Genomic DNA, 18,606 nt, shown 5'->3' with positions numbered 1-18,606 from the left:
CGAGATTCGCTTTCGACCGAGCTTTTTTCGTACAAAGAATCATGTTTTTCTCTACGTCAGGCGCATCACCTTCAGATGTTTCAAATAGAATCGATACAAAAGATAGAGGAACATCGACGTCACCGCCCAGCTGATCGGATAAATAATCATGAGCGTCTCAAACGTCGGATGGTGCGGAAATACGAGCCAGACCCACGAAAGACGCACGCCGCAAATGCAGACGAGCGTAACGACAGCCGGCATCAGCGAGTAGCCGTAACCGCGCATCGAGCCGGAGAAGATGTCGATGAATACGGCAAATATCTCGGGCACGACGACATAGACGATGCGAATGACGCCGATCTCGACGACGGCGGGATCGGCGTTGAATATGCGCAGCAGCGAACGCATGAAGAAGAGGATGAGCGCTCCGAGAACGAGCATGGCGACGATGTTCAGACGAAGACTCCAGCGCGTAACCTCACGGCAGCGCGGCAAGTTGCCCGCGCCGTAATTCTGACTGACGAAGGTCGTGCACGCCTGCTGAAACGCTGCGATCACACAATACATATTGATCTCAATCGTAAATGCCGCCGCCGACGCCGCCATGACCTCTGCGCCGAGACTGTTCAAAGCCGCCTGAATGACGAGATTGGCAAAGCAAAAAACCATGCCCTGCACGGCGGCAGGCAAACCGATAACGAAGATGCGCTTCGTATGATGACGGCGCATACGCAGGAGGCGAACATCGAGGCGCAGAACGCCCTCTTCGCGGCGCAAAGCGCGAATGAGCATGAAAGCCGCCACGAGATACGAAAGCACGGTGCCCCACGCCACGCCGTCAACACCCATGCTCAAAAGATGCACGAAGCCGAGGTCAAGAATGATGTTGAGCACGCTCGCCGCCAAGAGCGCGATGAGCGGCGTACCCGTATCGCCGTGACTTCGGAGGATCGCCGAAGCGAAATTGTAAACGCTCATAAACGGCATACCGAAAAGAAAGACGCGCAGATACAGTGTCGCCATAGGCAAAACGGCATCCGGCACGTCGAGCAGCGAAAGCAACGGCGCAGCAAAAAGCTCGCCCAGCAAGGTCACACTTACGCCTGCAAGGAGCGACAGCACGAGCGACGTATGGACGGCGCGGCTCGCCTCTGCAAGCCGCCGCGCGCCGATGTACTGCGCGATGACGACATTGGCTCCGAGCGAAAGCCCCAGAAAAAGCGTCACGATCAGACCGACAATCGGCACATTGTTGCCGACCGCTGCCATCGCCTCCGTACTGACGAAACGCCCGAGCACAGCGACGTCTGCCGCATTGAACATCTGCTCCAAAATGCCCGTCAGAGCGATGGGCAAGGCAAAGACGATGATCTTGTCCCAAAGCGAACCTTCGAGCATATTGATTTCTCTTCGATGAATCCCCAGCAAAAAACTTCCTTCTTCCTTTACTCTTCTCCATCAATCATCATAGTGTTCCTTACATTGCAAAATCTCTAAGGAAACGCTGATAAAATGAAGTCGCCCAGATTTGCGCAGATGCGCTGTATCTATCGAGGAGACAAACCGGAGGCGTAGCGGTGCTACGTCGAGGATTTGTCGACGACGAGAGGACAGCGCAGATGCGTGAAGATGGGTGGCTGAATTTATCAGTGGTTCCCTAAGTTCTGACCACGAATCCGAAACACCAGGCGATTCATTTTATCAATGCGCCGACTGTACCAACCGCCCTTGATATACTTCAACGGCTCTGCTTTACCAATTCCCTGCGTGCCGTTGCGCTGAATATCCTTGATTAAGGAGTTTATGCGCTTCAGCGTCTTTTTATCCTCGTTCTGCCAATCGATATAATCCGCCCATGCTTCCTCATCCCATGAAATAATCATACATCATCGCCTTCAATGATGTCATGAACCACATTTTTTCCCGCTTCCATTCGCTCTGCAGCTGCGCGGAGATGGCGTATATTCTCCTCACTGTAAAAATGGTCGCCTGCCGATACGCGAAACGGTATGGCACGGTCTTTGACCAAACGCTTAAGAAAAATCGTCATGGCAGATGACATAGTCAAGCCCATTTCCTCACAGACAATTTCCGCCTGCTTTTTAAGTTCCGGATGCATACGAACAGTAAACGTAGCATTTGCTGCCATAGAATCAGCTCCTTTCACTACAATTATACAACAGAATATAAACATTGTTAACCATTTAGCGCTTCAGAAGTACACCTGTGATATACGCCTTGATGTCTTCTCTGTCGCTTTCCCTACGAACGGACAAATTGACATCCCACAGCCAAAGGCAAGTGTTTTCATCTATATCTATCCTAAGCTCCCGCGTGAATTTGCCCGTTCCTCTCGCATCTTCCTTGTGCGCGTATGCCAAAAGCTCCTTGAGATACACAGAAACATCGACTCGTTCCTTTGTTCCGTCCCCCTTATCCACAAAAATCACGCCGTCCTCCACAGCGGGATTGTCAATCCGATAAGCTTTCTTCCAACCCTCTACAGGAATGCAGACAGGAATTTCCGCTTGGAACTCGAACCGTTCGGCAGTTTTTTCCCTCTTCTGCATCCCACGCAATTTCGCAAGCACCTCACGCATACCCGACGTTTCAAGAAACGTCGTTTTCTGCTGATCGGTCAAATACTCCGAAGCGCTCAAGAGTTTGTCACACTCGTCCGGCGAAAGATCGGGATTTTCCACGACCGCGCCATTTTGCAGCATATCATTTTCCAGAAGCACGCGCCAAAGACGCGCTTCCTGCGTGCGAAGCGGCACATCGACGATATTGAGCGGCGTCAGCGTGAATGCGGCAATCATGAGTGCCAAGACAAGAAACGCCGGACGCGGCGAACGGCGCAGGAAAGCAAGCATGAGCAAAAAAATGCCGAACATCGTGCAAAGAATCGATGTATAGCGCAGCACCGTCAAGCCGTACGGCTCGACCCGTTGCCAAACCGCGATAGCCTGCACCGCAAGAATCGGCAAAAAGAGCAAAAGACCCCATCGCAGGAAACGCTGCAGCAGCGAATAGCGCGCATCATTCGCAAAGCAGAAGAAAAACACGCTGAAGGCTAAAAGAGCCAACGAAGAGAACCAATTCATCATGCCGACCGGTATCGCCCATGCATAGATGATCTTTGCCACATAGAGATAGAGAATAGCAAGCAAGAGCAGATAGACCGGCCAAAGCACGCGCACGAGGAGCGCACGAAAGAGCGCGGGCGTCTCCATGTCTTTCCCCTGCTCAGGCAAGCTCGCGAGAAAGATCTGCACCGCGATGAAAAGATAGGAAAATTCCACCATGAGGAAATGCAGCATCGCCTGCAGTCGAAATTCCAAAGAAAAAATCAGCGAATCGAATGCTATCAAGCAGATACCCAGAGATATGAGCAAAAGTGTGCCAACAAGCCATGCCTTAGAGATTGCAAAAAACACGACAAGTGGCGGATTCTCGCCTTCGTTCTGCGGCTCAAGGCAGTAAAGACCGACAGAAGCAAAAACAAGCGCCGGCCCTGCCGTCTTGAGCAGAATATAGGAATCCGTCCAATCATGTCCCTGCACAAGAATGAAGAAAAACACAAATACGACAACCGTCAGCAGTGCCTCGAAGCCATGCCGCTCCTGTCCGCGCCTCTCCAAGAATAACCGCAGGGCGACAGCGAAGATGCAGCCGATCGCCGCCGCTGCCGCCGCGCAGCCAATTTCCTCCGTATACCAATCTTGCATCTCATACACATGGCAGTACGTAAGCACACCCACGCAAACAAACAGTACAACATCAAGAATCATCGCTGTGCGAAAACGCTGATAGCCGCCCTGCACCGACCGGCAGAGCCTCTGTCCCATGTCCTTTACGCCCATACCTGCACCTCCACCATCACCACCCTATCCCTTCTTTGCCTATTCGCCTTCCGTTTCATTCTTTCCTGCTGCACTCACATTATACTTAGATTCCAAAAGCATCCGCCGAGAATCCATTAGACAAAGCGTTCATTCTGTGCTAAATTCTTCTTTGGTATAACTATCTTTCAAAGGAGTATTGCTATGACACAAAGAACCATTGCCCCTGAGGAGCGGCTGCCGCTCATCCAAACGATTCCGCTTTCCCTGCAGCATCTCTTTGCCATGTTCGGCTCGACGGTACTCGTGCCGATCCTCTTTCAGATCAATCCGGCGACCGTCCTTCTCTTCAACGGTATCGGCACGCTCTTTTATCTGATCCTCTGCAAGGGCAAGATTCCCGCCTACCTCGGATCAAGCTTCGCCTTCCTCTCGCCCGTCTTCCTCGTCCTCTCCGACTACAGCTACGAAGCGGCGCTCGGCGGCTTCATCGTCGTCGGCGCCGTATTCTGCCTCGTGAGCTTCATCATTCACACTGTCGGCACAGGCTGGATCGACGTGATCTTTCCCCCTGCTTCGATGGGAGCGATCGTCGCTGTCATCGGGCTTGAGCTCATGCCGACGGCGGCAAAGATGGCAGGGCTGACCGATGCCGATACCGCCCCTACGGTCGTATTCGTTTCCGTTGCGACGCTCGCCGTCACAATCTTCGCATCTATGGCGTTTCGCGGATTCCTCGCAATCATCCCGATCCTCATCGGCGTCATCTCCAGCTACATCATCGCTTATTGCGCGGGCATCGTTGACCTCTCATCCGTCGAGAGCGCACCGTGGTTTGCCATTCCGACGATCTATACACCGCAGTTCGAGCTTGGCGCCATCCTCATCATACTGCCCGCTTCCATCGTCGTCATCGTCGAGCACATCGGGCATCTGATCGTGACGAACAACATCGTAGGACGCAACCTCACGAAAGATCCGGGACTCGACCGCTCGCTTCTCGGCAACGGCATATCAACGATCTTTTCCGGCTTCTTCGGCTCGACGCCAAACACAACCTATGGCGAAAACATCGGCGTCCTCGCCATCACCAAAGTCTACTCGACATGGGTCATCGGCGGCGCTGCCGTCTTTGCCATCGTACTTTCGTGCCTCGGCAAGCTCGCGGCGCTCATCCAAAGCATCCCCACCCCCGTCATGGGCGGCGTTTCCATGCTTCTTTTCGGCGTCATCGCCGCCTCCGGCATCCGCATCCTCGTCGAATCCAAAGTCGATTACGGCAAACCCGCCAATCTCCTTCTGACATCCATCGTCATGGGCGTCGGCGTATCGACGGCAAGTCTCACGATCGGCGCCGTAACGCTCAAAGGCATGTCTCTCGCGACCGTCATCGCCATCATTCTCTCACTCTCCTTCCGCCTCATCTTTCGCCTGCGTCACCAAAAAGACACAGATAACGGCTAACAGAAAAAGAACCCGCGGCAGCGTCGGGTTCTTTTTCTTTGCTCGCATTTGCTTTTCACAGCAATCCCATTACGAGAATCGCGCCAACGACGAGCGGCAGAACATAAGCAAAGTAACTGCGCGCCCACGGGGGAAGCTTCATGCCGCTCCCCAGATTCGCCTCTTCATAGAACTTCTCCCAACCCCAGCCAAAGCGGTGCATCGTGTAGAGTACGAACACGAGCGAACCGCCGGGCAGCAAAATATTGCTCACGATGAAATCCTCCAGATCGAGGAAGCTGCTCTCCCCGCCCATCGGATGAACGCCTGCAAGAATATTGAAACCTAAAGCGCATGGCAGCGACAACAGAAGAATCGCCGCGCCATTGATAAGACCTGTTTTCTTGCGGCTCCATCCCGTCAAATCCATCGTACACGCCATGATATTTTCAAAGACAGCAAGCACCGTAGAAAACGCTGCAAACGTCATGAAAAGGAAAAACAGACTGCCCCAGAGAACGCCGCCCGCCATGTGGTTGAAAATATTCGGTAGCGTGATGAAGATCAATCCCGGTCCGCTGTCCGGCTCAACGCCGTAGGCGAAACATGCAGGGATAATGATGAGACCCGACGTGATAGCAACGAAGGTATCGAGAAGGGCGACATTGACCGACTCGCCGAGAAGCGCATGATCCTTCGGGATGTAGCTGCCGAAGATCGCCATAGCGCCGATGCCGAGACTCAGCGTAAAAAACGCCTGATTCATCGCCGCAACAATGACGTTCGTGAAGCCGATCTCCTCCATCTTCGCGATGTCAGGGTGCAGATAGAAGGAGATTCCCTCAGCCGCACCGTCGAGAAACAAACTGTTTACGGCGAGCACGACCATGATGACGAGCAGGAGTACCATCATCCCCTTCGTCACACGCTCCAAGCCCGACTGCAAACCATGCGAACAGATGATAAAGCCGCTGATGACAACGATCGTCATCGGCACGACCTGCAAGATCGGATCGCCGAGCATCGAGCCAAAAGCCGCACCGATCTCCTTCGGAGAAAGTCCGGAAAACGCGCCGCACGCTGTCTGATAGAAATAAAGCAGCATCCAGCCCGCGACCGTCGTATAAAACATCATGAGCATAATGCAGCCGAGCCAACAGGCATAGCCGTGCCAATGCCAGCCCCACTTCTCCGATGTAAGTCTCTGATACATGCGGACGGGGCTGCGCCGCGCTGCACGGCCAAGGGAAAACTCCATCGTCATGACGGGGATGCCAAGCACGATGAGAAAAAAGAGATAGAGCAGCACAAAAGCGCCGCCCCCGTTCTGCCCGACGAGATAAGGAAACTTCCAGACATTGCCGATGCCGATCGCGCAGCCGGCACTGAGGAGAATAAAGCCGAAGCGGCTCTTGAGCGTTTCTCGCGCCATGAATCAAACCTCCTGCAAATTAAGTATAATGAAAAGCACAGCCAAGGCAAACGCTGTGCTTTTCATTATATCATAAGGGACAAAACTGTAAAGCAGTAAACTTCAAAATAATCGCGCTCACCGTTGCCTGTTCAAAAATCCTGCATAAACTTTCAGGGCATACAGAAGCCTAGGGAAGCGCTGATAAAATGAAGTCGCCTGGAATTGCACAGATGCGCTGTATCTAAAGCCTTGACTTCTTGGTTTTTCATAGCAAGGTATTGACAAAATCTTTTTGGAATGATATCATTGCATACGTTGACACAATGTGCCGAAGTGGCGGAATTGGCAGACGCACTTGACTCAAAATCAAGCGTAGTTACCCTACGTGCCGGTTCGAGTCCGGCCTTCGGCACCATAGAATTTTTAGGGCTTCCGAGCGTTTTGCTTGAAAGCCTTTTTCTTTTCCTTTTTTATTTTGACAGCTTCTATATTTTCCCTTATAGCCCCGCCATTCTGTCGATACAAAGAAAACACGCCCCAAGATCTTGCGGCGCGGCATCCGTTCCTCAAGGATTATAGAAATAAGCAAAAGGAGCACCTGACATGAACCATCTGCCACAACTTTATTTCAGTAAACTCATGCGCGCTGTCGTAGAGTTTCAGCTCATCGAGGAAGAGGATCGTATCTTGATCGGCATTTCCGGCGGCAAGGACAGTATATTTTTGACTTATGCACTTGCGATCCTGCAAAAGCGCCTAAAGAAGAAATTTTCGCTTCATGCTTTGACGATTGATCCGCAGTTCACAAAGGATTTTCCTGTCGAACGTATCGCTTCGTTCTGTAAAGACCTTTCGATTCCTTTCGAAGCCGTTTCCGTGAATATTGCCGACACGATCGAACATACGCCGGAGAAGAATCCATGCTTTACCTGTGCTTTTTTTCGGCGCGGTGCGATCAATCGCTACGCGAAGGAGCATGGATGTAATAAAGTAGCCTATGCCCATCACCATGACGATGCTGTGGAAACTTTGCTTATGAGCCTTTTATATTCGGGTCAAATTCATACATTTACACCAAAGACCTATCTTGATCGGTCGGATATTACGGTGATCCGTCCGCTCGTCTATTTTCGTGAGGCGGAGATTCGCGACGCGATTGCAATACATGGGTTTACTCCTATTTCCTCTCCATGCCCGCTCGATGGCACGACGATGCGTCAGGATGTAAAGGATCTGATCTCTCGTTGGGAGAAAAAAGATCCGCAAATTTATCATCATCTGGCTGCCGCCATGCGGGAAAATGCTGTCGGGGAACTTTGGCCTAAGGCGCAGACGCGAGATCAGATGCTCGAAACATACCGCGCTTACAATAAAAAATCCTGCACTTGAGGAATCACGGATACATGCAGCGTCCTATCTTCAGATATTCGGACGGCTTCATTTTATCAGCGTTTCCTCGCGATTATCGGTGCAGGAAAGAACATATTCGAATGGCGCAGCCCCTAGAGCAGTCCCATCATACGATGTGCCTGCGGAATGACGCGAACCTCTGGCAAAGTACGCGCAGCCTGCGCTTGCAGGCGAAGCAATTTCCCCGCCGACGGCGCACGCAAACCGCCAAATGGCGTGACCGGCTGGAGTACGAGAAGCATTTGAGGAATGGTGTTTGCGATGAGCTGCACCGCCTGCTGCAGTTCTTCTTCCTCTGTATTTTCCGCTACGACGATTTTGACATAGGCATCGTGACCGCGCAGCAGACGCAGAAATCGCTCGTGCGCCTCCCAGAGCGGTTTTCCTGTGCTGCTCGGCAGCTTGATATCCATGCTGACATAGGTGACTACATCGAGCAGACGTTCCATCTCTTCGTAGAGCGTGCCGTTCGTTTCAAGAAAGAGCGGCGCTTTTACTTCGGAAGCAAGTGCGCGGATGAAGCCTGCGTGAAGAAGCGGCTCTCCGCCGGTCAGACTGATGGAGTGATGCTGCACAGGCTTGACGAAAGCACGGATTCTTTTGGCGACTTCCTTCACGGATAGGGGATTCGGAAGTTTTTCATATACGCCCGTACCGGGAAGCGTTTCTATTTGACAGCAATCCGCCGGCTGGAATTTCGTATCGCAGAACCGGCATCGGATGTTGCAGTCGGCGAAGCGGATGAAGGCTTGCCGTGCGCCGATATACTTCCCCTCTCCCTGTATGGAAGAAAATATTTCGAGGATGTTTTCTTCCATACCTTAGTCGTCCTCGCTGTATGTCACGCAGGCGCGCGGCGATTCCCAAACGCAGACGGCGGCAAGATGTACAGGCGCCGTCTGAAACAGATCATGATTCTTGAGTTTGTCATAGATGTATTGCGCGATATTTTCTGCCGTCGGATTCATCGTGCAAAAAGGCTCCAGTTCATTTAGGAAGCGATGGTCAAGTTCATCGGTCGCTTCCTTGAGCGCGGCCTTTGCTTCTTTGAAGTCGATAAGCATACCGAGGTCGTCTAAGACTTTTCCGGTGATCTTCATCTCCACTTTCCAGTTGTGTCCATGCAGACGATCACATTTTCCCGGATAATTTACAATGCGGTGCGCAGCTTCAAATTCTGCTTCGACTTTGATTTCAAACATAAAAATTTTCCCCTTTATCAAACAGGCTGCCGCGAAACTGCGGCAGCCTGTTTTCTTTTATTGATTGGATGCGTCGCGCCCTATCGTCGTATTCTTCACGTTGCCGATGATGTCGTCATAACTCATGGCGCGCGTGTGCTGCGTATGGCTCCACTCATGATCGTTTCGATGGATGAATCCAAGGAAGATGATGGGAACCCACGAATAGATGAATACAGGATAAAGCAGCATATAAAACCAAGCTTTCCACTTGACTTGGATTTTGAGCAGGATGATCATGGGCAGGATATATTGTCCAAGCATGATCGCGGTCATGAGCTGCGAAGGGATGATATTGTAGATGTTTGTGTAAAATGGCGGAAATGCCGATTGGATGTAGCTGATTGCGATGAAAAAGGTGGAAATCATCAAAAAGTGCGGCTGCAGGAGGTAAAGACAGCCGTCAAGGATGCGGATGTCGCGGCGCTTGATCCCTTCTTTGAGCATTTTGGGGATGTAGCGATGCGCCACGTCAAACTGCCCCTGCGCCCAACGCTTGCGCTGACGCCACGACTGCATGAATGTCAGCGGCTTCTCATCGTAAACGATGGCGTCGTGCGCCCATGTCGTCTTGATGCCTTCCGCCAAGGACTTCATTGTAAACTCCATGTCCTCCGTCAGACATGTCGCACGCCAACCGTAGCGCTCAAGAACATCTGTCGTAATACACATGCCCGTGCCGCCAAGCACCGCGGAAAGACCGATGTTCGTTTTTGCCAGATGACTGATGTGGTCGATGACCCAAAAGGCGATGGCAAAGGTTCCGGCAACCCATGTATCATAAGGATTCTTCGCATCGAGATAGCCTTGAATGATGCGATCGCCCTTACAAAGCCGATTGTTCATTTCCATCAGGAAACGCGGATGAACGAGATTATCCGCATCGAATACGACGACAGCGTCATACTTTTTTTCCATCTTAAAGAGGCGCTCGAACATCCACTCCATAGCGAATCCCTTGCTCTTCTTCGTCGGATGCGTTCTTTCACAGACGATGCTGCCGTAACTGTGCGCGATCTCCGCCGTGTTGTCGTCGCAGTTATCCGCAATGACAAAGACATCATAAAGCGTCTTTGGATATTCCAACGACTGCAGATTCTGCAGCAGCTGCCCGATAACAGCGCTTTCGTTATGAGCGGCAATGATGACGGCAAAGGTCTTTTTCGGAGTCAAGATCTTATTCTCACGCCTGCGCCACATGCCGCAAAAGCCGATAAAGAAATAATACAACGTAAACAATAATATGATGACTTGCAAAGGAAACATCACAATGTCAAACGCATAATTCATAAACGTCTTTCCCCTTTATTCCATCAAATGCCGCCTTATTTACGAAAGAGCCGTGATAAGCTGAAATTGAAAAGACCAAAAACAGAATATGTGCTGAAAACACCAAAAAGCACGGCGCTCAAAACCGCATCGCGCCCCAGGAACAGAATGCCTCCAAAAAGCAGTATGGCGAAAACTTTTGAAACAAGGAAAATTTTTTCACCCTTCCCCTTGAAATCCGGATAATGTACTTCACTGATCATAAGATAGGCGACGACGATCATCACCAACGGAAAAGCCGGCTCAAGCGACGCCGTTTCCATGCCGATGGAGCGGAAGAACCAGATCGCAGTCGCCACAAGACAGCCGCCCGCCGGAATCGCCAAACCCATGAAGAAACCGTGTACGACAGCGACATTTACATTGAAACGCGCCAAGCGCCATGCGCCGCACAGAGCAAACGCGATGGCGACAGCCCATCCGAAATAGCCGTAGTCCTTCAGGCAATAGGAATATGCAAGAAAAGCGGGCGCGACGCCAAAGGAAACGAGATCGCACAGCGAATCCATCTCCTTGCCGATCTCACTGCTCACGCCGAAGAAACGCGCGGCTCGACCGTCCAAGCCGTCCGCCACCAGTGCGAACAGGATGAAGATGGTGCTCCATGTATAATTTGCATTGTATGTGGACAGAATTGAGCAGAAGCCAAGCACCAGATTGGCTGAGGTCAATATATTGGGAATCAAGCTCTTATACATGTTTCACCAAGCCTTCCGATCACTGTTTCACCGCCGACAACCTTGTCGCCTTTCTTTACAAAAATCTCTACTTCCGCCGGCACGACGAGCTCTGTACATGAACCAAAGCGAATCAAGCCGTACAGCTCCCCCTTTTCTAACACATCGTCAAGCGTGACCCACGAAACGATGCGTCGTGCAAGGATACCGGCGATCTGCGTGACCGTCACGCGCAGCCGCGGATTTTCTATGCCGATCATGTGCCGTTCGTTTTCGAATCCTACGGTATCCTTATATGCCGGCCGAAAGCGTCCGCATACATACTTTTGAATCTTGATCTCTCCCTCGATGGGGCTGCGGTTCACATGAACGTCGAATACAGAGAGAAAAATGACGACCTTCTTGCACGGCTGCTTCAAAAAATCATCATCTTCGAGAGAAACGACTTCCTGCACCGTTCCATCTGCCGGAGAAACGATCGCCAACGGATCCGTCGGAATATTCCTCTTCGGATTGCGAAAGAAGTAGGCGAAGTAAAATGCCAGAATGATAAAGGGAACTGCAAGGTAAGGGTGTACGGCCAAGCCGGCAATCATCCCAAGAACGAGGGCTGCAAGAATGAAAACGTATCCCTCGCGAACAACTGGGAACAGCAACATAGGCAATACCTCCTTACACATCTTTGCGCAACACAAGAATCTGCAGATATTTATTTTCTCTGCAGAGTACATTCATCATAGACTCTCTTAAAAAAACACGGATAAAATGCCGTCTTTCAGATTTGCACAGCTGGGAGCTGAATGCATAGGTATTTCCCTAATTATAGTCTAGCTCCATTTCTTTGTCTACTCTTTTTATACGCCATGACCTTGCATACGAAGCGCGGCAGCGCCATGAGCCTGCCCGCGCGCTTCGGCTGCAGCGCTCCGCGAAAGAGCCATTCGAGCTTTGCCTTCTGCATCCAGCGCGGCGCGCGCTTCATGACGCCCGCCATGACGTCGAGCGTGCCGCCGACGCCCATAGAAACGGGGACGGAAAGTTCGTGCAGATGCGCAGCAAGCCACTTCTCCTGCTTGGGCACGCCGAGTGCGGCAAACAGAATGTCAGGCGATGCCGCTTGAATTTCACGGAGAATTTCTGGCTCATCCTTTTCTGTGAAAAAGCCGTTTCGAACACCGACGATTTCGATTCCCGCATATAGCTTCTCCGCTTTCTTCTTCGCCTTTTCGGCTACACCCGGCGCCGCGCCGAAGAAAAAGATGCGATACCCCTTATGCGGAGCCTCACGCATGAGTTCCTGTGCGAGATCGTAGCCTGCCACGCGCTCCGGCATAACATGCCCCAGATGGTGCGCCGCCCAAACGGTGCCGGCGCCATCGGGGACGACGAGCGCTGCGTCGTTTAAGATCATCTTGAGTTCTTGATCGTATGTCGCACGCATGATCATTTCTGCATTTGCCGTGGCGATAAGCGCAGGATCCCGCGTCTCGATGAAGCCTTTGATGCGCTCTACGGCTTCACTCATCGTCAGAGCATCCACATGGATTCCTAAAATGTCAGCCTTGCTTTTCGCCATGCGGCAGCCTCCCTGCTTGCACAGATATATCCCAAAAACGATGCGCCTGTTCGATGTCGCAGTGAATCTGTTCAATCAGTGCGTCTACACCGGAAAATCTCTTTTCATCGCGAAGTTTCCCCAAGAAATCCAGACGAATTTTCTTGCCGTAAAGATCGCCGCCAAACTGCAGGATATGTACTTCTATCCGCCGCTCTACTTCCTCAAACGTGGGATTGGAGCCGATATTGGCAACCCCCATATAAACGGCACCGTCAAAGTGAACGCGAACGGCATAGACGCCATTTGGCAAGAGCGCGTATGCATCATCTAAAGCGATATTGGCAGTCGGAAAGCCGAGTGCGCGGCCGCGCTGCTCACCGTAGGTGACGACGCCTGCGTAGTCAAGCGGCCATTGCAGATACTCGTTGACATGCGCAAGATCGCCTGCAGCGATCAAGCTGCGGATCCGCGTGCTGCTCACCATCTGTCCGTCGCGCAGCACGGAGCCGCCGATGCGCGATATAAAGCCGTAATCTTCCCCCATCTTCTGCAAAAAAGCAGAGTCGCCCTTGCCTTGAAAGCCGAACGTGTAGTTTGCGCCTACGACAACATAAGCGGGCGAAAAATTCTCCTGCAGCAGCTTGAGAAAGCCCGTTGCCGAGATGGCGGCAAAATTTTTCGTAAAAGGGACATTCATGAGAATATCTACACCGAGTTTTTCGATGATCGCTTCTTTCGATTCGATATCGCGAATCCGTTTGGGCGCGCGCTCAGGAAAAACGACGGAGAGCGGATGATTTTGGAAGGTGAACGCCATGCTGACGCCGTCGATTTCGGCTGCCAGTTCCCGTGCCCTCTGCAAGATGCTTTGATGTCCGATATGAACGCCGTCAAAGGTTCCCAACGCTATGACGACGCCCCGATAGGAATCCGCTAAATGTGTGATTTTGGAAAACCGCTGCATGGATCAATCTCCCCGCAATCGAAATGCCCTCAATCGGACATCTCTCGAAATACTTTGACAGGACGAAGCTCTTGCATCGCCGCTTCATAGCGACCGATGCCAAGGAAGCGTCCCCTGCCATAGACGCGCAGAAGTTTTTCTTCTGCCGTAAGCTCCATGCCGCCTGTAGAAAGACCATGAAGAAACGGCTGGATGCGATGCTCGGGCATCTCAAAGCGCGGCAGATGCAAAACCGCCGTTTCTGCCGACACGAGCGTCTCTTCGCCGAATCGCGCGATCTCCTCCAAGGAAAAAGCCTCGTGCAGAAAGAAACTGCCGACGCGCGTACGCAGCAGAAATCCCATCGTCGCAGGTATGCCCAAAGCCTCGCCGAAATCGCGGCAGAAGCTGCGCACATACGTGCCTTTTGAACATTCGAGATCGAAAAGAAACTGCGACTTGTGCGCTTCAATAAGGCGCAAATCGTGAATCGTCACCTGACGCAGCGGCATTTCAACCGCTTGCTTCTCGCGTGCAAGCTCATACGCCCGCCTGCCATGCAGCTTGATCGCCGAGTAAACGGGCGGACGCTGTAGAATCGTGCCGGTGAATTTCTGCATCGCCGCAAGCACAGCTTCTCTCGACGGTATAGGGAAATTACGTCTGCATTCGAGGATGGCGCCGCCGTCATCGCCTGTATCCGTTGAAACGCCGAGCAGCAGTTCCAAGCGATAGGCTTTCCCCGCAGAGGATATGTACTCGACGAGCCGCGTGGCATGACCGAGAGCGACCGGCAGAACGCCTGCGGCTCCGGGATCGAGCGTACCGGCATGTCCCACGCGCTTTGTATGAAAAATTTTACGCACGTTTGCCACAACATCGTGCGAGGACATGCCCGGCGGTTTTAAGACATTGAGAAATCCCGCCGCCATTACTTTTCCGCCATCGCTTTTCCAAGCGCATCGAGAATCGTCATTTTCGCCTCGCTAAAGCCCATTTTGAGCGTACAGCCCGCCGCCCTTGCATGACCGCCGCCGGAAAAGCTCGCCGCCACCTTGCTCACATCTGTATTCTTAGAGCGCATACTCACGCGGAAAACATTGTCCTCTTTCCATTTCAAAAGGACAGAAACATCGCTTCCTTCGATGGTGCGCATTGCGTCGATAAGCCCCTCCGTCGAATCAAGCGTTTCTGCAGCGGCGCGATCAAGGAAGATGCCTGCGAGTCTGCCATCATAAAGAAGTTCGGTCGTTTCGAGTGCGCGAGCCATGCCTACAACGCGTGCAAACGGCTTCGCTTCTACGGCTTCTGAGATAAGCCCCGGCTCTGCGCCGCGCTCTAAGAGATCCGCCGCCGCACGCATGGTAAAAGGCGTCGTGTTCGGAAAGCGGAAAAACCCTGTATCCGTTGCCAATCCTGTATAGACAGCCATAGCGATGTCTTTCGTAATTTCCGCCCCCATCTCGTGCAGCAGCCGATAGATGATTTCTGCCGTTGCCGCACTGTCCGGATCCAGATAAACTGCCGGACAAGCGAGAGGATTCGTGACATGGTGATCGATGTTGAGGATCTGCGACGGAGAAAATGCTTCCAGCACCCTGCCCACCCGCTCGCTGCTCGTATCAAGAATGAGCAGCAGATCGACAGCCTCTTTCTCACTGTCTGCTGTAACGATCGGCTTTTCGATGATATCACCGGCATGAAGGAACGCAAAATTGCTCGGAATATCGTCGTCGATGACGACACGCACCCTTTTGCCGAGGCTGCGCAGACAGTGCATGACGCCCAAAGACGAACCGATGGCGTCTCCGTCGGGATTGACATGCGCCGTGATGATGATGTTTTGTGCCGCCTTGAGCAGTTCGCCTGCTTCTTTCAATGAAATCCGCATATTTCTCACTCTTCCGCTTTGTCGTTTTGATTCACACGCATCAGGAGTTCTTGGATATGCGAGCTGTATGCAAGCGAATTATCCAGCGCAAAGGAAATCTCCGGCGTAAAGCGCAGGCGTATGCGCCTGCCGATTTCCCGCCGAATGAATCCCAAGGAACTTTTCAGCCCCTGCAGCGTGTCTTGCAGCGCATCGTCTTTTCCCATGATGCTCACAAAGATTTTTGCTTCCCGAAGGTCGCCCGTCATCTCCACTTTCGTCACGGTGACGAAGCCGATGCGCGGGTCTTTCAGCTCTTGCAGAATGATTTGGCTGATTTCCTGCTTCATCAGTTCCTGCACTTTTTCTATGCGAAGCTGGCTCAATTCCTCTCACATCCTTCAAGCATTGTCCCCAGCGGACGTTTCCTTCTTCGTATGCTCCTGCTGATCGCGCTTCTTGGCAGCTTCCTTGTTCGCTTCTGTGATGGATGTTTCGATTTCTTCCATCGTGTACGCTTCGATGATGTCGCCTTCTTGGAAATCGCGGTAATCCTTGATCGTGATGCCGCATTCGTAGCCGGCGGCGACTTCCTTCACATCATCTTTGAAACGGCGCAGAGAATCAATCTCCCCGTCAAAAGCCACAATGTTGTCGCGGATGATACGAATCTTCGAGGCGTTCGTAATTTTTCCTTCCAAGACATAAGACCCTGCAACAAGCGCTTTCGAAAACTTCATAACCTGGCGGATCTCCACCTTGCCCTGCACGACTTCCTTGTACTTCGGCGCAAGCATACCAGACATGGCGTCCTTGACGTCGTTCAAGGCGTCATAAATGACACGGTATGTGCGAATATCAATGCTCTCGGCGTCCGCTACGCGGCGGGCATTGGCGTCGGGGCGCACATTGAAGGCGATGATGAGCGCGTTGGATGCAGCGGCGAGCATGACATCAGACTCGTTGACTGCGCCGACGCCGGAATGGACGATATTGACGCGCACTTCATCGTTTTTATTGAGCGAAAGCAAGGAGCTGGCGAGCGCTTCCACCGAGCCATGCACATCCGCCTTGATGACGATGTTGAGATCCTTGATGTTGCCGTCCTGAATTTGCTGGAAGAGGTCGTCCAGAGATACTTTCTTGCTGCGGATCAACTCCGTACGCTTCTTTTCAATGCGCTTGGATGCAATGGAGCGTGCGAGCTTTTCATCGAGCGCCGCGAGGACGTCGCCCGCTTCAGGCACATCGGAAAGACCGAGCACTTCAACAGGAACGGAAGGCCCCGCCTTCTTCACATTTTCTCCGCGGTCATTGATCATGGCACGCACCTTGCCGAAGGTCGTGCCCGCGATGATGGAGTCACCGATACGCAGCGTGCCGTTCTGCACGAGAACGGTCGCGACGGGACCGCGTCCTTTGTCGAGCTGCGCTTCGATGATGACGCCGCGTGCATCGCGGTTTGGATTCGCCTTGAGCTCCTTAACCTCTGCGACAAGAAGGACCATTTCCAACAGATCATTCAGCCCCTGCTTCTGCTTTGCCGAGACAGGTGTCATAATCGTGTCGCCGCCCCAGTCCTCAGGGATAAGCTCATGTTCGGAAAGTTCCTGCTTCACATGCTCGGGATTCGCGCCGGGCTTATCAATTTTGTTAATGGCGACGATGATGGGAACGCCCGCCGACTTCGCATGGTTGATCGCTTCAACGGTCTGCGGCATGACGCCGTCATCAGCCGCTACGACGAGAATGGCAATATCCGTCACCTGTGCGCCGCGCGCACGCATGGCTGTGAAAGCCTCATGCCCCGGCGTATCGAGAAATACGATCTTCTTGCCCTGACACATGACCTGATAGGCGCCGATATGCTGCGTGATGCCGCCCGCCTCATGCGTTGATACCGAGGTCTTGCGAATCGCATCGAGAAGCGACGTTTTGCCGTGATCGACGTGTCCCATGACCGTGACGACCGGCGGACGAACAACGAGCGACTTAGGATCGTCCTCGATCTCAGGAATCTCCGTGGGATCCGTCTCGGGCGGCAGTTCTTCACAAGTGACGCCAAATTCGATGGCGACGAGCGCCGCTGTCTCATAGTCGATCTCCTGATTGATCGTAGCCATGATGCCCATGAGCATGAGCTTCTTGATGACTTCTGTCGCCGTATAGCTCATCTTGCTCGCGAGATCCTTGACGGCGATGCTCTCACCGACCTTGATATGCGTCGGATGTGCAATCTCTACCTTAGGGGCGGGCTGCTTCTGACGCTGATTGTTGCGGCCGCGATTGTTCTTACTGCCTCCGAACTTGCCGCGGCTGCTGCCGCCGCCGCGATTGTTCCAGCCGCCTGCATTGTTCGCGGCTCCGCCGCCGGCAGAACTGCCGCCGCGATTGCGATTGCCGCCCTGCCCATTGGCATTGCCGCGCTGTGCACCGTTACCGCCGCGACGCTCCTGCGATGGCCGCTTTGCTGCACCGGCGTTCGCTGAAGCGCCTGCGCTCGCGCCTCGCTTTTGCTGGGGCGTACCGCTTTGCCGCGGACGATTCGCCGCAGGGCTTGCACCCGTTCCGCCGCCGCTTTTGCCGCGCGGCGACCTGCGTCCGCCGCCGGAAGCGGCATTTGCCTGCGCCTGCGCTTGCCCCTGCGGCTTCGGCTTATTTTGCGGCGCTTTCTTCTGTGCATCTGCCGGAGGCGTTTTCGGTGCGGCGGGCGCTGCCTGCTTCGGCGCAAAGGCGCGTGCTACGGCTGCGCGTTCATCTTCACCGACACTGCTCATATGGTTTGCCACACGGAATTTATTACGCGCTAAAATATCTAAGACAACCTTGCTTTCCGTTTGGAACTCCTTTGCCAATTCATAAACTCTATACTTCGACATCGATCCACCCCCGCTGAT

The 18,606-nt window shown here is 52.9% G+C and carries 18 protein-coding genes and 1 tRNA gene; 3 read left to right on the top strand and 16 right to left on the bottom strand.

Annotation, left to right across the window (positions count from 1 at the left end):
- Positions 1-51: 51 nt before the first annotated feature.
- The 4 genes from ACO5Z0_RS04150 to ACO5Z0_RS04135 all read right to left on the bottom strand — a co-directional run bounded on the left by ACO5Z0_RS04150 (position 52) and on the right by ACO5Z0_RS04135 (position 3,845).
- Positions 52-1,410, bottom strand: coding sequence for an MATE family efflux transporter (locus tag ACO5Z0_RS04150; RefSeq protein ID WP_485649319.1), 1,359 nt, complete (start codon positions 1,408-1,410; stop codon positions 52-54).
- A 218-nt stretch (positions 1,411-1,628) separates the two neighbouring features.
- Positions 1,629-1,865: a Txe/YoeB family addiction module toxin gene (locus ACO5Z0_RS04145; protein WP_485649318.1), complete on the bottom strand. Its 237-nt coding sequence runs from the start codon at positions 1,863-1,865 to the stop codon at positions 1,629-1,631.
- The gene (locus ACO5Z0_RS04140; RefSeq protein ID WP_485649317.1) at positions 1,862-2,131 is read right to left on the bottom strand and encodes a type II toxin-antitoxin system RelB/DinJ family antitoxin; all 270 of its coding nucleotides are present in this window, start codon (positions 2,129-2,131) and stop codon (positions 1,862-1,864) included. The genes ACO5Z0_RS04145 and ACO5Z0_RS04140 overlap by 4 nt, the downstream gene beginning before the upstream one ends.
- Before the next feature lie 55 nt (positions 2,132-2,186).
- Positions 2,187-3,845 (bottom strand): DUF4153 domain-containing protein, encoded by a 1,659-nt coding sequence (locus ACO5Z0_RS04135; RefSeq protein ID WP_485649316.1) that lies wholly within the window; start codon positions 3,843-3,845, stop codon positions 2,187-2,189.
- Positions 3,846-4,028: 183 nt separating this feature from the next.
- Here ACO5Z0_RS04135 and uraA point away from each other — a divergent pair, with 183 nt between their 5' ends.
- Complete coding sequence (uraA, locus tag ACO5Z0_RS04130) at positions 4,029-5,288, top strand: uracil permease (protein ID WP_485649315.1); 1,260 nt, start codon at positions 4,029-4,031, stop codon at positions 5,286-5,288.
- 55 nt (positions 5,289-5,343) lie between these two features.
- Here the strand turns inward: uraA and ACO5Z0_RS04125 are convergent, their stop codons facing one another.
- The gene (locus ACO5Z0_RS04125) at positions 5,344-6,699 is read right to left on the bottom strand and encodes a sodium-dependent transporter (protein WP_485649314.1); all 1,356 of its coding nucleotides are present in this window, start codon (positions 6,697-6,699) and stop codon (positions 5,344-5,346) included.
- 309 nt (positions 6,700-7,008) lie between these two features.
- Between ACO5Z0_RS04125 and ACO5Z0_RS04120 the strand changes: the two genes are divergently transcribed.
- Both ACO5Z0_RS04120 and ACO5Z0_RS04115 read left to right on the top strand, forming a co-directional pair.
- A tRNA-Leu gene (locus tag ACO5Z0_RS04120) sits at positions 7,009-7,096 on the top strand.
- Positions 7,097-7,284: 188 nt separating this feature from the next.
- Positions 7,285-8,070: a tRNA 2-thiocytidine biosynthesis TtcA family protein gene (locus ACO5Z0_RS04115; protein ID WP_485649313.1), complete on the top strand. Its 786-nt coding sequence runs from the start codon at positions 7,285-7,287 to the stop codon at positions 8,068-8,070.
- Positions 8,071-8,183: 113 nt separating this feature from the next.
- On the opposite strand, the gene ACO5Z0_RS04110 is transcribed toward ACO5Z0_RS04115, so the two are convergent.
- The 11 genes from ACO5Z0_RS04110 to infB form a co-directional block, all read right to left on the bottom strand.
- Positions 8,184-8,909 (bottom strand): 7-carboxy-7-deazaguanine synthase QueE, encoded by a 726-nt coding sequence (locus ACO5Z0_RS04110; protein WP_442675805.1) that lies wholly within the window; start codon positions 8,907-8,909, stop codon positions 8,184-8,186.
- Positions 8,910-8,912: 3 nt separating this feature from the next.
- Positions 8,913-9,293, bottom strand: a complete 381-nt coding sequence (queD, locus tag ACO5Z0_RS04105; RefSeq protein ID WP_442672501.1) for a 6-carboxytetrahydropterin synthase QueD — start codon at positions 9,291-9,293, stop codon at positions 8,913-8,915.
- A 57-nt stretch (positions 9,294-9,350) separates the two neighbouring features.
- Positions 9,351-10,622, bottom strand: a complete 1,272-nt coding sequence (locus ACO5Z0_RS04100) for a glycosyltransferase family 2 protein (protein ID WP_485649312.1) — start codon at positions 10,620-10,622, stop codon at positions 9,351-9,353.
- 35 nt (positions 10,623-10,657) lie between these two features.
- Positions 10,658-11,359 (bottom strand): CDP-diacylglycerol--serine O-phosphatidyltransferase, encoded by a 702-nt coding sequence (gene pssA / locus ACO5Z0_RS04095; protein ID WP_442672499.1) that lies wholly within the window; start codon positions 11,357-11,359, stop codon positions 10,658-10,660.
- Positions 11,344-11,997 (bottom strand): phosphatidylserine decarboxylase family protein, encoded by a 654-nt coding sequence (locus ACO5Z0_RS04090; RefSeq protein ID WP_485649311.1) that lies wholly within the window; start codon positions 11,995-11,997, stop codon positions 11,344-11,346. The genes pssA and ACO5Z0_RS04090 overlap by 16 nt, the downstream gene beginning before the upstream one ends.
- A gap of 161 nt (positions 11,998-12,158) precedes the next feature.
- A complete protein-coding gene (locus ACO5Z0_RS04085; RefSeq protein ID WP_485649310.1) occupies positions 12,159-12,914 on the bottom strand; it encodes a WecB/TagA/CpsF family glycosyltransferase in 756 nt (251 codons plus the stop codon).
- Entirely contained in the window at positions 12,895-13,860 is a 966-nt protein-coding gene (gene ribF, locus ACO5Z0_RS04080; protein WP_485649309.1) for a riboflavin biosynthesis protein RibF, read from the bottom strand. Before ribF ends, ACO5Z0_RS04085 begins: the two co-directional genes overlap by 20 nt.
- A gap of 29 nt (positions 13,861-13,889) precedes the next feature.
- Positions 13,890-14,771, bottom strand: a complete 882-nt coding sequence (gene truB / locus ACO5Z0_RS04075; protein WP_485649308.1) for a tRNA pseudouridine(55) synthase TruB — start codon at positions 14,769-14,771, stop codon at positions 13,890-13,892.
- Positions 14,771-15,730 carry a DHH family phosphoesterase gene (locus ACO5Z0_RS04070; protein ID WP_485649307.1) on the bottom strand — a complete coding sequence of 320 codons (960 nt, stop codon included), beginning with the start codon at positions 15,728-15,730 and terminating at the stop codon, positions 14,771-14,773. Before ACO5Z0_RS04070 ends, truB begins: the two co-directional genes overlap by 1 nt.
- Before the next feature lie 5 nt (positions 15,731-15,735).
- A complete protein-coding gene (gene rbfA / locus ACO5Z0_RS04065) occupies positions 15,736-16,095 on the bottom strand; it encodes a 30S ribosome-binding factor RbfA (RefSeq protein ID WP_442672493.1) in 360 nt (119 codons plus the stop codon).
- 15 nt (positions 16,096-16,110) lie between these two features.
- On the bottom strand, positions 16,111-18,588 hold the full coding sequence (infB, locus tag ACO5Z0_RS04060; protein WP_485649305.1) for a translation initiation factor IF-2: 2,478 nt from the start codon (positions 18,586-18,588) through the stop codon (positions 16,111-16,113).
- Positions 18,589-18,606 lie beyond the last annotated feature (18 nt).

The organism is Selenomonas sp. (assembly GCF_057272215.1).
The sequence above is the reverse complement of the archived record's forward strand: the minus strand, read 5'-3'. Positions and strand labels throughout refer to the sequence as shown.

Excerpts from the sequence above, each read along its gene's own strand:
- ACO5Z0_RS04145 (WP_485649318.1), bottom strand. The coding sequence starts at position 1,865 with ATGATTATTTCATGGGATGAGGAAGCATGGGCGGATTATATCGATTGG.
- ACO5Z0_RS04140 (WP_485649317.1), bottom strand. The coding sequence starts at position 2,131 with ATGGCAGCAAATGCTACGTTTACTGTTCGTATGCATCCGGAACTTAAA.
- ACO5Z0_RS04135 (WP_485649316.1), bottom strand. The coding sequence starts at position 3,845 with ATGGGCGTAAAGGACATGGGACAGAGGCTCTGCCGGTCGGTGCAGGGC.
- uraA (WP_485649315.1), top strand. The coding sequence starts at position 4,029 with ATGACACAAAGAACCATTGCCCCTGAGGAGCGGCTGCCGCTCATCCAA.
- ACO5Z0_RS04125 (WP_485649314.1), bottom strand. The coding sequence starts at position 6,699 with ATGGCGCGAGAAACGCTCAAGAGCCGCTTCGGCTTTATTCTCCTCAGT.
- ACO5Z0_RS04115 (WP_485649313.1), top strand. The coding sequence starts at position 7,285 with ATGAACCATCTGCCACAACTTTATTTCAGTAAACTCATGCGCGCTGTC.
- ACO5Z0_RS04110 (WP_442675805.1), bottom strand. The coding sequence starts at position 8,909 with ATGGAAGAAAACATCCTCGAAATATTTTCTTCCATACAGGGAGAGGGG.
- queD (WP_442672501.1), bottom strand. The coding sequence starts at position 9,293 with ATGTTTGAAATCAAAGTCGAAGCAGAATTTGAAGCTGCGCACCGCATT.
- ACO5Z0_RS04100 (WP_485649312.1), bottom strand. The coding sequence starts at position 10,622 with ATGAATTATGCGTTTGACATTGTGATGTTTCCTTTGCAAGTCATCATA.
- pssA (WP_442672499.1), bottom strand. The coding sequence starts at position 11,359 with ATGTATAAGAGCTTGATTCCCAATATATTGACCTCAGCCAATCTGGTG.
- ACO5Z0_RS04090 (WP_485649311.1), bottom strand. The coding sequence starts at position 11,997 with ATGTTGCTGTTCCCAGTTGTTCGCGAGGGATACGTTTTCATTCTTGCA.
- ACO5Z0_RS04085 (WP_485649310.1), bottom strand. The coding sequence starts at position 12,914 with ATGGCGAAAAGCAAGGCTGACATTTTAGGAATCCATGTGGATGCTCTG.
- ribF (WP_485649309.1), bottom strand. The coding sequence starts at position 13,860 with ATGCAGCGGTTTTCCAAAATCACACATTTAGCGGATTCCTATCGGGGC.
- truB (WP_485649308.1), bottom strand. The coding sequence starts at position 14,771 with ATGGCGGCGGGATTTCTCAATGTCTTAAAACCGCCGGGCATGTCCTCG.
- ACO5Z0_RS04070 (WP_485649307.1), bottom strand. The coding sequence starts at position 15,730 with ATGCGGATTTCATTGAAAGAAGCAGGCGAACTGCTCAAGGCGGCACAA.
- infB (WP_485649305.1), bottom strand. The coding sequence starts at position 18,588 with ATGTCGAAGTATAGAGTTTATGAATTGGCAAAGGAGTTCCAAACGGAA.